At 64.3% G+C, this 13,821-nt stretch carries 14 protein-coding genes and 1 pseudogene; 12 read left to right on the top strand and 3 right to left on the bottom strand.

The window, feature by feature from the left end:
- Window positions 1-3: 3 nt before the first annotated feature.
- Window positions 4-774, bottom strand: coding sequence for an EI24 domain-containing protein (locus tag AzCIB_RS18170; protein WP_050417186.1), 771 nt, complete (start codon window positions 772-774; stop codon window positions 4-6).
- 13 nt (window positions 775-787) lie between these two features.
- Window positions 788-2,146 (bottom strand): signal recognition particle protein, encoded by a 1,359-nt coding sequence (gene ffh, locus AzCIB_RS18175; RefSeq protein ID WP_050417187.1) that lies wholly within the window; start codon window positions 2,144-2,146, stop codon window positions 788-790.
- Window positions 2,147-2,188: 42 nt separating this feature from the next.
- Between ffh and AzCIB_RS18180 the strand changes: the two genes are divergently transcribed.
- The 11 genes and pseudogenes from AzCIB_RS18180 to nudB all read left to right on the top strand — a co-directional run bounded on the left by AzCIB_RS18180 (window position 2,189) and on the right by nudB (window position 13,012).
- Complete coding sequence (locus tag AzCIB_RS18180) at window positions 2,189-3,016, top strand: cytochrome C assembly family protein (RefSeq protein ID WP_050417188.1); 828 nt, start codon at window positions 2,189-2,191, stop codon at window positions 3,014-3,016.
- Window positions 3,017-3,119: 103 nt separating this feature from the next.
- Window positions 3,120-4,835 (top strand): type IV-A pilus assembly ATPase PilB, encoded by a 1,716-nt coding sequence (gene pilB / locus AzCIB_RS18185; protein ID WP_050417189.1) that lies wholly within the window; start codon window positions 3,120-3,122, stop codon window positions 4,833-4,835.
- Window positions 4,836-4,851: 16 nt separating this feature from the next.
- A pseudogene (locus tag AzCIB_RS18190) lies at window positions 4,852-6,083 on the top strand (type II secretion system F family protein).
- 54 nt (window positions 6,084-6,137) lie between these two features.
- Window positions 6,138-6,989, top strand: a complete 852-nt coding sequence (locus tag AzCIB_RS18195; RefSeq protein ID WP_050417190.1) for a prepilin peptidase — start codon at window positions 6,138-6,140, stop codon at window positions 6,987-6,989.
- Window positions 6,990-7,115: 126 nt separating this feature from the next.
- Entirely contained in the window at window positions 7,116-7,379 is a 264-nt protein-coding gene (locus tag AzCIB_RS18200) for an FmdB family zinc ribbon protein (RefSeq protein WP_050417191.1), read from the top strand.
- A 15-nt stretch (window positions 7,380-7,394) separates the two neighbouring features.
- Window positions 7,395-8,021 (top strand): DUF502 domain-containing protein, encoded by a 627-nt coding sequence (locus tag AzCIB_RS18205; protein ID WP_050417192.1) that lies wholly within the window; start codon window positions 7,395-7,397, stop codon window positions 8,019-8,021.
- Window positions 8,022-8,066: 45 nt separating this feature from the next.
- Window positions 8,067-9,866, top strand: a complete 1,800-nt coding sequence (gene aspS, locus AzCIB_RS18210) for an aspartate--tRNA ligase (RefSeq protein WP_050417193.1) — start codon at window positions 8,067-8,069, stop codon at window positions 9,864-9,866.
- 177 nt (window positions 9,867-10,043) lie between these two features.
- Window positions 10,044-11,666, top strand: a complete 1,623-nt coding sequence (locus AzCIB_RS18215) for a response regulator (protein WP_050417194.1) — start codon at window positions 10,044-10,046, stop codon at window positions 11,664-11,666.
- 58 nt (window positions 11,667-11,724) lie between these two features.
- A complete protein-coding gene (locus AzCIB_RS18220; protein ID WP_157058527.1) occupies window positions 11,725-12,090 on the top strand; it encodes a guanyl-specific ribonuclease in 366 nt (121 codons plus the stop codon).
- Window positions 12,091-12,104: 14 nt separating this feature from the next.
- On the top strand, window positions 12,105-12,548 hold the full coding sequence (locus AzCIB_RS18225; RefSeq protein ID WP_050417195.1) for a barstar family protein: 444 nt from the start codon (window positions 12,105-12,107) through the stop codon (window positions 12,546-12,548).
- An 8-nt stretch (window positions 12,549-12,556) separates the two neighbouring features.
- Entirely contained in the window at window positions 12,557-13,012 is a 456-nt protein-coding gene (nudB, locus tag AzCIB_RS18230; RefSeq protein WP_050417196.1) for a dihydroneopterin triphosphate diphosphatase, read from the top strand.
- Window positions 13,013-13,034: 22 nt separating this feature from the next.
- Here nudB and AzCIB_RS23905 read toward each other — a convergent pair whose 3' ends face one another.
- Window positions 13,035-13,244, bottom strand: a complete 210-nt coding sequence (locus AzCIB_RS23905) for a cysteine-rich CWC family protein (protein ID WP_232299263.1) — start codon at window positions 13,242-13,244, stop codon at window positions 13,035-13,037.
- Window positions 13,245-13,363: 119 nt separating this feature from the next.
- Between AzCIB_RS23905 and AzCIB_RS18235 the strand changes: the two genes are divergently transcribed.
- Window positions 13,364-13,783: an Hsp20/alpha crystallin family protein gene (locus AzCIB_RS18235; RefSeq protein WP_050417197.1), complete on the top strand. Its 420-nt coding sequence runs from the start codon at window positions 13,364-13,366 to the stop codon at window positions 13,781-13,783.
- Window positions 13,784-13,821 lie beyond the last annotated feature (38 nt).

Raw genomic sequence — 13,821 nt, forward strand, 5'->3', positions numbered from 1 at the left:
CCCTTACTCCCGCGGCTGAGGCACGGGCAGGGCATCGAGGACGGTTACACCCCGTTCGATGCGCTCGCGCCGCAACGCCTCGAGCATGAAATGGACGAACGCGAGGCCGCAGAACGCGGGCGCCACGAGATTGACGAAGGGCACATAGGCAAGCAGTGCACAACCTCCTCCAAGCAGGAGCATGGACGTCCGCTGCACCCGCGGCAGCCGCTTGAGTTCCTCGCGGTCGGCATGCAGCATCAGCGCGTCATAACCGAACGCACGCTGGTTCAACCACGCGGTCAACACGACAGACGCGACCAGCCCCGCCCCGGGTATCAGCCACAGCGGCAAAGAAACGACCATGCCGAGCAGGAACAGCAAGCCCGCGATGATCGCATTCCACGCACTGCCCAGGTTCGAGCCGCCGCGACGTAATTCCAGCTCGCCATAATCCTTCAACGCCACCCGCTCGAGCATCAGCGGCAGCGCGAACACGGCCACCAGCAGGGCCGCGGTGACGTAGATCAGCGGCAGGAGCGCCAGCGCGAGGCCGATCTCGACGACGATCAGCGTCGCAGCCGCACCGATCTCGGACGTCGCGAGCCATTCGCCGACAAAAGCCCATCCCTGGATCCAGCTCACGATCGTCTCGACCAGCGTCGTCCATGACAGGACGGCAATCGTCATCCACACGGCCAGGGCAACCAGACTGGGCCACACGAGGTGGACGAACACTCCCTTGCGCCCGAGACTGCGCAACGCCCGACCGAACGCAAGCAGGATCTCGCGCATCGCCCTTCTCCGCTCAGCGCATCATGCCGGGCAGCGTGCCCTTCATGCCGCGCATCATCTTCTGCATGCCGCCCTTGGAGAACTGCTTCATGACCTTCTGCGTCTGCTCGAACTGATTGAGCAGGCGATTGACTTCCTGCACGGTCACGCCTGCCCCCGCGGCAATGCGCCGCTTGCGGCTCGCCTTGAGGAGTTCCGGCTTGGCGCGCTCCAGCGGCGTCATCGAATTGATGATGCCCTCGATCCGCCCGATCGCCTTCTCCTCGACACCGCCCTGCAGCTTTCCGGCCATCTGCGAGAACTGCGCGGGCAGCTTGTCCATCATCGAAGCAAGACCGCCCATCTTGCGCATCTGCCCGATCTGCTCCTTGAAGTCGTTGAGGTCGAAGCCCTTGCCGGTCTTGAGCTTCTCCGCGAAGGCACGCGCCTTCTCCTCATCGACCCCGCGCCGTGCGTCCTCCACCAAGCCGAGGATATCGCCCATGCCGAGAATCCGACTGGCCATGCGCTCGGGGTGGAATTCCTCCAGGCCGGTGAGCTTCTCGCCCACGCCGGCGAACTTCAGCGGCTTGCCGGTGACGTGGCGAACGGACAGCGCCGCACCGCCGCGCGCATCACCGTCGAGCTTGGTCAGCACGACACCGGTGAGGGGCAAGGCCTCGTTGAACGCCCGCGCCGTATTCACGGCATCCTGGCCGAGCATCGCGTCGACCACGAACAGCGTTTCCACGGGATTGATCGCAGCATGGATCGCCTTGATCTCGTCCATCATCGCCTGATCGATCGCGAGCCGGCCGGCCGTGTCGAACAGCACCACGTCATAGTAGTGGCGCCGCGCATGATCGATGACCGCGAGAGCGATATCGACGGGCTTCTGGTCGGGCGTCGTCGGGTAGAAATCGATCCCGGCCTGCGCAGAGACCGCCTTCAACTGCTCGATCGCAGCAGGCCGATAGACGTCGGCCGAGACTGCGAGGACCTTCTTCTTCATCCGCTCGTGCAGCAGCTTGCCGAGCTTGCCGGTGGTGGTCGTCTTGCCCGCACCCTGCAGGCCCGCCATCAGGATCACGGCCGGCGGCTGCGTCGCGAGGTTCAGACCGATGTGGGCTCCGCCCATCAGGGCCTTCAGTTCATCGTGCACCACCCCCACAAGGGCCTGGCCGGGCGTCAGCGAGCCGACGACTTCCTGGCCGACCGCCTTCTCCTTCACCCGCGCGATGAAGTCCTTGACCACGGGCAGAGCCACGTCCGCCTCCAGGAGCGCAAGGCGTACCTCGCGCATTGCATCCTGGATATTGTCTTCGGTGAGGCGTGCCTGGCCACGTAGGGTCTTGACGACCCTGGAGAGGCGTTGAGTGAGATTGTCGAGCATATTGGCTGGGGCCCTAGGCCTTGGAGTAAACTGCAGGGAACTATGCAAACCATTCTACTTCATCTGTTCGCCGCGACGCTCTACGCGGTTCTGGGCGCCCACTTCTGGCGAGTCACGGCACAGGCAGCGCCGAACCAGCCGAGGCGCAGCATGTCGACCGCGGAACGGCTCACGATGTTCGGCGCGATACTTGCCCATGGCTGGGCACTGCAGGGAGAACTTTTCCCCGGCGAAGGCATGCGTTTCGGCTTCGGCTTCGCCGTATCCCTGGTCATCTGGCTGGCGGTGTGCTTCTACTGGATCGAGACTTTCTACGCCCGCCTCGACGGCCTTCACGGCGTCGTCGTCGCCGCCGGCGTGGCAGGCAGCCTGCTGCCCCTCGGCTTTCCGGGGCAGCATATCCTCGTGAATGCCGGCAGCCCCGGATTCCGCGCCCACTTCATCATGGCGATGCTGGCCTACAGCGTATTCACGTTGGCAGCCCTGCACGCGATGCTGATGGCCATCGCGGAGCGGCAGCTGCACAGCGGACGACTGACCAGGACCTTCGCGAACCTGCCCCCGCTGCTGACGATGGAGACGCTGCTGTTCCGGCTGATCGGAATCGCGTTCATCCTGCTGACGCTCACGCTGAGCTCGGGCGTCGTGTTCTCGGAAGCGCTGTTCGGACAAGCCTTCCGCCTCGACCACAAGACGCTCTTCGCAATCGTTTCGTGGCTGCTTTTCGGCGCCCTTCTCGTCGGACGGCGCGCTTGGGGCTGGCGCGGACGTGTCGCGCTGCGCTGGACACTGGCCGGCTTCATTGCGCTGGTGCTCGCGTACGTCGGCAGCCGTTTCGTGATCGAGGTGCTGCTCGGACGCACCGCCTGATCGCGGGCAGGCGGCCCGGAGTGCCGCCAGACGTATCGACCGCGGCCTTTACAATTCATTACGCGGCGGGCAAGATCGAATGTCAGTTAGCTAAGACCGGGACATGGCAGCAAACCCCCAGACCGCCCTGAGCGGACTCGCGCGAGCACTGATCCAGCACGGCCGGCTCTCCGAAGCCGATGCGATTGCGTGCACCAAGAGCGCGGCAGCCGTCCCGAACGGCTTCATCCTCGAACTTGCGCAGCGCAAGCTCCTGAACACCAAGGCCGTAGCCTGGTTCGCAGCCGAAACGTTCGGCTATCCGCTGCTCGACATCTCGTCCGTGGATCGCGCCAGCATCCCCCGCGATGCGATCGACCGCAAGCTGATGGCCAAGCATCAGGTCGTCGCGCTGGGCAAACGCCAGAACCGCCTCACCGTTGCGACGGCCGACCCGTCCAACATGCGCGCGCTCGACGAGATCCGCTTCCAGACCGGGATGCAGGTCGACCTCATCGTCGTCGAAGCCGACCGTCTGGCACGCCTTGCGGAAGCGCTGTCCGAATCGACCGAAGACACGCTCAAGGATCTCACGGGCGAAGAGTTCGACATGGACCTCCTGCAGGACCAGGAGGCCACGGAGCAGGCGAGCGAGGACGCCTCCGCGGAAGTCGATGATGCCCCCGTCGTCAAATTCATCCAGAAGATCCTGATCGACGCGATCAACGAAGGCGCGTCCGACGTCCACTTCGAGCCGTACGAAAAGTACTACCGCATCCGCGTCCGTACCGACGGCATCCTGCGGGAAATCGCCCAGCCGCCGTTGATCCTGAAGGAAAAGATCGCCGCGCGCATCAAGGTCATCTCGCGCCTGGACATTTCCGAGAAGCGCGTCCCGCAGGACGGACGCATGAAGCTCGTCCTATCGAAGAACAAGTCGATCGACTTCCGCGTGTCCTCGCTGCCGACCCTGCATGGCGAGAAGATCGTCATGCGTATTCTCGATGCTTCCTCGGCAATGCTGGGGGTCGACGCACTCGGTTACGAGCCGGAACAGAAAAAAGTGCTGCTCGACGCGATCGAGCGTCCGTACGGAATGATTCTCGTGACCGGACCGACCGGCTCGGGCAAGACCGTGTCGCTGTACACCTGCCTGAACATCCTCAACAAGGCGGGCGTCAACATCTCGACCGCGGAGGACCCCGCGGAAATCAACCTGGCCGGCATCAATCAGGTCAACGTGAACGACAAGGCCGGTCTGACCTTCGCCGCGTCGCTGCGCGCCTTTCTGCGCCAGGATCCGGACGTGATCATGGTCGGCGAAGTTCGCGATCTCGAGACCGCCGAAATCTCGATCAAGGCGGCGCAGACCGGCCACCTGGTGTTATCGACGCTGCACACCAACGACGCCCCGACCACGCTCGAGCGCCTGCGCAACATGGGCGTCGCACCGTTCAACATCGCCTCCTCGGTGATCCTGATCACCGCCCAGCGCCTCGCGCGGCGCCTGTGCACGTGCAAGCAACCGGTGGACATCCCGGTAGAAGCCTTGCTCGAAGCGGGATTCAGCGGCGAAGACCTCGACGGCAGCTGGCGCCCGTACGGCCCTGTCGGGTGCGAACGCTGCAAGGGCAGCGGCTACAAGGGGCGCCTGGGTATCTACCAGGTCATGCCCATTTCCGAAGAAATTGCCCATATCATCATGACCAACGGCAATTCGATGGACATCGCGGCTCAAGCTCAGCGCGAAGGCGTGCGCGACCTGCGCCAGTCCGGTCTGCTGAAAGTGAAACAGGGTGCGACCTCGCTTGAGGAAGTGCTCGCCACCACCAACGAATAGGGAACATCGACAGCTCATGGCGACCACCACCCGAGCCAGAGGCGCCGCCGCCGGCCCCAAGGAAACCCTCTACACGTGGGAGGGCAAGGACAAGAACGGCAAGCAGGTGCGCGGCGAAATGCGCGCGAGCGGCGAATCGGTCGTTCAGGCCACGCTGCGCCGTCAGGGCGTGCAGGTCCTCAAGGTCAAGAAGGCCAAGATGTCCCGCGGCCACAGGATCACCGACAAGGACATCGCGCTGTTCACGCGCCAGCTGGCGACGATGATGAAGTCCGGCGTCCCGCTGCTGCAGGCCTTCGACATCGGCATCAAGGGATCCGGCAACCCCAGCCTGGCGCGCCTGCTGAACGACGTACGCAACGACGTCGAAACCGGATCCAGCCTCTCCCAGGCCTTCAGCAGACATCCGGTGTATTTCGACAAGCTGTTCTGCAACCTGGTCGGGGCCGGCGAGCAGGCGGGTATTCTCGACAGCCTCCTCGACCGCATCGCGACCTACAAGGAAAAGATTCTCGCGATCAAAGGCAAGATCAAGTCCGCGATGTTCTACCCGATGGCGGTCATTGTGGTCGCGGCGATCGTCGTGACCGTGATCATGCTGTTCGTGGTGCCCGAGTTCAAGAAGGTGTTCGCGAGCTTCGGCGCAGAGCTTCCTGCCCCGACAATGGTAGTGATCGGAATCTCCGACGCCTTTGTCGAGTACTGGTACGTCGTATTCGGCATCATCGCGGGCGTCATCACGGGGATCAGCTACACTTACAAGCGCTCGACGGCGATGCAGATCGCGCTCGACCGGATAATACTCAAGCTGCCTGTCGTCGGCGATATCGTCCTGAAGGCAACGATCGCGCGCTGGACGCGCACGCTGTCGACGATGTTCGCGGCCGGCGTGCCGCTCGTTGAAGCGCTCGACTCGGTCGGGGGCGCCGCAGGCAACTACGTGTACCTGACGGCGACCAAGCAGATCCAGACTGAGGCAGCACCGGCACCAGCCTGACCGTGGCGATGCAGAACTCGAACGTTTTCCCCAGCATGGTGGTGCAGATGGTCTCGATCGGCGAGGAGTCGGGCCAACTCGACGCGATGCTCGGAAAGGTCGCCGATTTCTTCGAACAGGAAGTCGACGACGCCGTCGCCGGCCTGTCGACCCTGCTCGAACCGATCATCATGGTCTTCCTCGGCGTGGTCATCGGCGGCCTCGTCGTCGCGATGTACCTACCGATCTTCAAGCTCGGCCAAGTCGTCTGACCCCTCCCTGCCGTCCGGCGCACACGTGCCGGGCGGCACCACGCAAGCCCTCCCATGCCCGATTTCCTCAGCGACCCGATCGTCTTCACCTTCCTCGCAACGCTTCTCGGCCTTTTCGTCGGCAGTTTCCTGAATGTCGTGATCCATCGCCTGCCGCAGATGATGGAGCGCGAATGGCATGCGCAGGCCGCGGAACTGCGCAACGAGCCGCCCCCGCAGCAGGACACATTCAACCTCGCCACCCCGCGCTCGCGCTGCCCGCACTGCGGGCACATGATCACGGCGCTCGAGAACATCCCGGTCGTCAGCTACCTGATGCTGCGGGGGCGCTGCCGCCATTGCAGCGCGCACATCAGCCGCCGCTATCCCGTCGTCGAGATGCTGACGGCCGTCCTGTCGGGCTACGCCGCCTGGCATTTCGGTTTCGGCCTTGCTGCACTCGGCGCCCTGGCCTTCGTGTGGACGATGATCGCGCTCGCCTTCATCGACCTCGACACCCAGCTTCTGCCCGACAGCCTGACGCTGCCCCTGCTGTGGCTGGGACTCGCGCTCAACCTCGGCGGCACTTACTCGGACATTTCGGCGAGCGTGATCGGCGCGATGGCCGGCTACCTTGCGCTGTGGTCGGTGTATTGGCTCTTCAAGCTCGCGACCGGCAAGGAAGGCATGGGCTATGGCGACTTCAAGCTGCTTGCCGCCATTGGGGCGTGGCTGGGATGGCAGATGCTGCCACTGACGATCCTGTTCTCGTCGCTGGTGGGTGCAGCGGTCGGCATCAGCCTGATCGTGTTTGCGCGCCACGGCCGCAACGTCCCCATCCCCTTCGGCCCCTATCTCGCAGCGGCGGGCGTGCTGGCGATGTTCTGGGGGCAGACCCTGACGGAACTCTACCTCGGCAACTTCTGACGCGGGCTTGAAGGCCTGCCGGGCGCCCCCATATCGCAACAGCTGCCATGCCCGCGCGGCCGGCGGCTCCCTTCTCGCCAATGCTGCGTTGCGCTAGACTTAGATGCTTGATTTCCGGAGGTTGCCATGCCCATTTACGAATATCGTTGCGACAGCTGCGGGTTCCAGAAGGAACACCTCCAGAAGATGAGCGACGATCCGCTCACCGTCTGCCCGTCCTGCAACGCAACCAGCTATCAGAAGCAACTCTCCGCAGCCGGCTTCCAGCTGAAGGGCACCGGCTGGTATGCGACGGACTTCAAGGGCTGCGGTTCGTCCGCACCGGCGAAGAGCGAACCCGCCGCTGCGCCGGCCGGCTGTGGCGGCGCATGCGCCTGCCACCCGGGCTGAGGGCGACCGCGGCACGTGAAAAAGTATTTCATCACCGGACTGCTGATCTGGATCCCGCTGTCGATCACCTTCATGGTCCTGGCGTGGATCGTCGGCACGCTCGACCAGATCATCGAATGGCTGCCTGACGGCCTTCAGCCGCGAAACCTGCTCGGCTTCGACATTCCCGGCGCCGGCCTCGTGCTCGGCCTGGTCATCCTGCTGAGCACCGGCCTCGTTGCGGCCAACGTCATCGGGCAGAAGGTCGTCCGCTACTGGGAGGCGCTCCTTGCCCGCATCCCGGTGGTCAAATCGCTCTATTACGGCGTAAAGCAGGTTTCGGACACCCTGTTTTCCAGCTCCGGCCAGGCTTTCCGCAAGGCACTGCTCGTCCAGTACCCGCGCCAGGGCTCTTGGACGATCGCCTTCCTTACCGGCAAACCCGGTGGCGACGCAGCCACTCACCTCAAGGGTGAGCATGTCAGCGTCTATGTGCCGACGACACCGAACCCCACCTCGGGCTTCTTCCTGATGATGGCCAGGGAAGACGTGATCGAACTCGACATGAGTGTCGATGAAGCCCTGAAGTACATCATCTCGATGGGCGTGGTGGCACCCCCCGCGCACGTCGCTCCAGTGCGCTCGGCGCTCCTGAATGAGTAACCTCGCGGCCCGCAGCGGCTGCGCCTTAGTTTCGGAACTGAACCCATGCGAACCAAGTACTGCGGACAGGTAACCGCCGCCGACCTCGACCAGACCGTGACCCTGTGCGGCTGGGTACACCGCCGCCGCGACCACGGCGGGGTCATCTTCATCGATCTTCGCGACCGTGAAGGACTCGTGCAGGTGGTGTGCGACCCCGACCGCGCCGAAACCTTCCGCACGGCGGAAACGATCCGCAACGAGTACGTGATCAACCTGACCGGCAAGGTCCGCCGCCGCCCGGCGGGCACCGAAAATGCAAACCTCGTGTCCGGCGAGATCGAGGTGCTATGCCACACCATCGAGGTGCTCAACGCGTCCGCGACGCCGCCCTTCCAGCTCGATGACGACAACCTGTCCGAGAACGTGCGTCTCGTGAACCGGGTTATCGACCTGCGCCGTCCGCAGATGCAGAAGAACATGATGCTGCGCTACAAGGTTGCGATGGCGTTCCGCCGCTTCCTCGACGCGCAGGGGTTCATCGACATCGAAACGCCGATGCTCACGAAAAGCACGCCGGAAGGCGCCCGCGATTACCTCGTGCCGTCGCGCGTCCATCCGGGGCAGTTCTTCGCGCTGCCCCAGTCGCCGCAACTCTTCAAGCAGCTGCTGATGGTTGCCGGCTTCGACCGCTACTACCAGATCACCAAGTGCTTCCGTGACGAGGATCTGCGCGCCGACCGCCAGCCGGAGTTCACCCAGGTCGATATCGAGACGTCGTTCCTGAACGAAACCGAAATCACCGCAATCATGGAAGACATGATCCGCTTCGTGTTCAAGGAAGCGCTTGCAGTCGACCTGCCGAATCCTTTCCCGCGCATGACCTACACCGAGGCGATGCGCCGCTTCGGCTCGGACAAGCCGGACATGCGCGTGACGCTGGAACTGACCGAAGTCACCGATGCCGTGCACGACGTGGCGTTCAAGGTGTTCAGCGGTCCGGCGACCAGCGGCGGCCGCGTTGCCGCACTGCGCGTACCGGGCGGCGCCTCGCTGACGCGCGGCGAGATCGACGAGTACACCAAGTTCGTCGGCATCTATGGCGCGAAGGGCCTCGCCTACATCAAGGTCAATGACGCCGCGCAGCCGAACGAGGCGGGCCTGCAGTCGCCCATCGTCAAGAACCTCCACGAGACCGCGCTGCGCACCATCCTCGAGCGTACCGGCGCACAGTCCGGCGACCTGATCTTCTTCGGCGCAGACAAGACCAAGGTCGTCAATGACGCTCTCGGCGCCCTGCGCATCAAGCTCGGTCACGAGAAGGGTTACGTCACGGGCGATGCCTGGCGTCCGCTGTGGGTGGTCGACTTCCCGATGTTCGAGTACGACGAGGAGGACAAGCGCTGGGTCGCCTGCCACCATCCGTTCACGAGTCCGAAGGACGACCATGTCGAAATGCTTGAATCGAACCCGGGCGAGTGCCTGGCGAAGGCCTACGACCTGGCGCTGAACGGCTGGGAGATCGGCGGGGGCTCGGTACGTATCCATCGTGCCGAGGTTCAATCACGCGTGTTCGAGGCGCTCAACATCGGCCCCGAGGAGCAGCAGCTCAAGTTCGGCTTCCTGCTCGACGCGCTCAAGTTCGGTGCCCCGCCGCACGGCGGCCTCGCGTTCGGCCTCGACCGCGTCGTCACCCTGATGACCGGCGCCGAGTCGATCCGCGACGTGATCGCCTTCCCGAAGACCCAGCGTGCGCAGTGCCTGCTCACCGACGCGCCGAGCGCGGTCGACGAGAAGCAGTTGCGCGAACTGCATATCCGTCTGCGTCAGAAGGTCGAGACGCAGGTCGAAGTCGCCAAAACCTGACGATTCACGTAAACGGCATAGACGGAGGGCAGATGGGCGACCATCTGCCCTCTTTGTTTGACCGATGCACGCCGTAGGCCACGGGATGCACCGAAAAGCTACAGAATTTCCCCGGCATTGCCGTAAGCTTGGGAAACGCCCCGACGTGGCGTCACCTGTACAGCCGGCAATGGAACCATGGCAGACCTCGAACGCCTGAACCTCCTCATCGTCGAAAGCAACCAGGGCATGCGCAGCCAGTTGCGGTCGATGCTCAACAGCTTCGGGATTGCCAACGTCAAGTTCGCACCCTCGGCAGGCGCAGCCATCAGCCGCCTGCGCGACCGCCGCTACGACGTCATCCTGAGCGAATACAGCCTCGGCGATGGCCAGGACGGCCAGCATCTGCTGGAAGATCTGCGCAATAACGAGATCATTCCGCTCGACACCCTGTTCATCATGATCACGGGCGAACGCAACTACGAGCGCGTGATCAGTGCGGCCGAACTCGCGCCGAACGACTATATCCTGAAGCCGCTCACCCCCGACATGCTGCACATGAGGCTGCTGCGGGCGCTGGAGAAGCGCGAGACCTTCCTGCCTGTCTATCGGCTCATCGAAGCCGGCGAAACGCAGCGGGCCATCGAGGCCTGCACGGCCCGAGCGGATACGCACCCGCGCTATCGCATCGATTTCCTGCGCCTCGAAGCGGAGCTGCACGCCGCGCTCGGACATTCGGAGCAGGCGGAAGTCATCTACCGGGAGATCCTTGCCGCAAAGGTAGTGCCGTGGGCGCGGCTGGGCCTGGCCAAGATGTTGTTCGCGAAGAAGGACTACGCGGCCGCGGAAGAGATCCTGAGCGCACTGGTGGCTGAGAATAGCCGCTACATCGATGCCTACGACTGGCTCGCACGCACGCGGGAGGAAACGGGGCGCATCGAGGAGGCGCGAGACGTCCTGACCAGCGCGGTGGCCCTTTCCCCTCACCGTCTGGGGCGCCTGCGTCATCTCGGCAGCGTCCAGCTTGCCGCCGGAGACGCTCCCGCCGCCGAGCGGACCTTGGCGGAGGTCGTGCGCAAGGGCAAGTACTCCGATTTCCGCAACCCGGAGGACCATGTGACCTTGGTCCGGGCGCAACTCAGCCAGGGCCGTACCGAGGAGGCGCAGGCGACGATCCGCGACCTGGAGGCGAGCATGGGAGGGATGGCGACGACGCCGGTATGCGCCTCGCTGTCGAAGGCGCTCTATCACACCAGCACCGGCGCAGCCGAGCTCGCGCAGGCCGCGCTGCAGAACGCGCTGCAGGCCGGAGCCGCCCTGTCGTCCCTGTCGACCGACATGAAGCAGGAGTTGGTGAAGGCCTGCCTGGACAATCACATGGAGGCCGAAGGCAGTCAGCTGGTGATCGACATCCTGCGCAATGCCGCAGACGAACGCACGGTGGAGAAAACCCGCGCGATCCTGCAGGAGCGAGGGCATGGCGATCTGTCGAACGAGCTCGAGGAGCGCGTGCATGTCGAGGTGCGTGGGTTGATCACCGCCGGCGCCGACATGGTCAAGGCGGGCGACTTCGACGGCGCTGTACGGGAGATGATGGCCGCGGTGCAGAAGATGCCGGGAAATCCGCACGTGCTCTTCAACGCGGCGCTCGCCCTGTTGCGACACATCGAGAACCGCGGCTGGAACGAGCGCCTTGCGGCTCAGGCTCGTGGCTTGATCGCGCGCACACGGCGGCTGGACCCCAGCAACCCGCGCCTTGATGCGCTGAGCGGCTTCATGCAGCAACTGGTCCGCAAATACAATCCGCGTCAGGAAAGCTGACCTCTGGAAGACGGGGCCGGCCGAACCTTGCCGGACCGACCAGCATCAGGAGTTTCACTTGCGGGCATTGATACTCAGATTCGCGCTGTTCGCTGCAACGGCGCTCGCAGCATTGCCGGGATGCGGCCGCGGGCCGGACAACTCCACGACAGCGGACGCACTCCCGCGCGAGGCGACGGCCACGCTGGCGCTGATCGACCGCGGCGGCCCCTTCCCGTATCGCAAGGACGGCACGGTGTTCCAGAATCGCGAACGCCTGCTTCCCGAAAAGCCTCGCGGTTACTACCGCGAGTACACGGTGCCGACACCGGGCGAGAACGACCGCGGCGCACGCCGGATCGTCACGGGCGGAAATCCCCCCGAGGTGTATTACTACACCGCCGACCACTATCGCAGTTTCCGCCGGATCGATCCGCGGCGCTGACGCGGGAGAAAGCGATGGACGACCTGAATCGACTGGCAGACAGGCTACGCAAGGCCTCTGGCGCCGGGGTATACCACTTGCCCGCCGACGGCGGGATCGCCATCGCCGCGGCAGCCGCGTCCGGCGGCCTGGGCGTGGCGCGTGCCGACCTGACGGATTGCCAGGACAAGGCCGAGTTCCTGCGTCGCATCGCTGCGGCACTGCGCTTTCCCGCGTGGTTCGGACACAACTGGGACGCACTCGCGGACTGTCTGGCCGACATGAGCTGGTGGCCGGCTGAGGGCCACGTGCTGATCCTCGAGCACGCGGATCGTTTCCGCACCGCCGCCGAGAAGGACTTTCTGGAGGCTCTCGAGATTTTCGGGGAGGCCGCCGGCGAATGGGCCACGGAAGACGTGCCCTTCTGGATCTTCGTCGGCCTGACCGCCGACGGCGTCGCGCACCTGCGCCGCTTCTGACGCGAGCGATGACCTACAAACTGCCGGTGTCGGTGCTCGTCGTGGTGCATACGGCGGCATTCGACATCCTGTTGCTGCAACGCGTGTCACCGCCGGGATTCTGGCAGTCGATCACGGGGAGCCTGGAGCCGGGCGAATCGCCCGCGGAAGCGGCGCTGCGGGAGATTCGCGAGGAAACCGGCATCGGAGCCCGGCCGCAACACCTCGTCGACTGGCGCCACTGCAACCGTTTTGCGATCCGCGACGAATGGCGTCACCGTTATGCACCGGACGTCTCGCACAATACGGAACACGTGTTCAGCTTGTGCGTGCCGGACGGTCAGCCGGTCACGCTCGCGCCCGACGAGCACGATGCCGCGCTGTGGCTGCCTTGGGAAGCGGCTGCAGAGAAGGTCTTCTCGTGGACCAATCGCGACGCGATCCTTCAGCTGCCCGATCACTACCCGGCAGACGGCAGACGCTAGCGGCGTCCGCTGTTCGATCCGTTCAGCCCCCGGAGACCTCAAGCATCGCCTTCAGGCAGGCCGGGCAGTAGCAGCCTGCCCCTTCGTCGGGAACCGTGGGGAGGGGCGGCAAGACCGCACACCAGCACACCGGCTCACCCGCCTGCATTCCACAGGTGAAGGCGGCCCCGCAGCGCGGACAGGTTGGTGCGACGCGCATCGCGTCGGCAGCAGGCGGCGGGTTTTCGGTCATCGGGGATCCGCTCCAGTGAGCCGTCGATTGTACTCCCGGGCACCTCTTCGGTCTTGAAATGCTCCATTCCGAATCTATATTTGGGTTGGGAAGACCATGTTGCGAGAAAGGAGAAAGCCATGAGCAACCTGATTCGTCGCGATCCCTTCGATGACCTGCTGCGCGGTTTCTTCGTCCGCCCGGTCGATTTCGGCGGCGGTAGCGCCAGCGAAGCTCCCCAGATGCGCGTGGATGTGAAGGAGGACAACGACACCTACCAGGTTCACGCTGAACTGCCGGGCATCAGTAAAGAGGACATTCATGTCCATATCGATGGTCCGGTGGTGTCGATCAGTGCCGAACGCAAGCAGGAGAAGGAGGTCAAGGAAGGCGAGCGGGTGCTGCGTACCGAGCGTTATTTCGGCAAGGTGTCACGCAGCTTCCAGCTCGGCCAGGAAGTCGATGAGGCCAAATCGAGCGCCAAGTTCAAGGATGGGGTGCTCGAATTGAGTCTGCCCAAGAAGGCGCATGAGCAGGCAAAGCGGCTGACAATCGACTGACGTCCGCGCTGTTTCGCGTCCGGCAAGCCGCAATCCTC

The organism is Azoarcus sp. CIB (genome assembly GCF_001190925.1).
Lineage (GTDB): Bacteria > Pseudomonadota > Gammaproteobacteria > Burkholderiales > Rhodocyclaceae > Aromatoleum.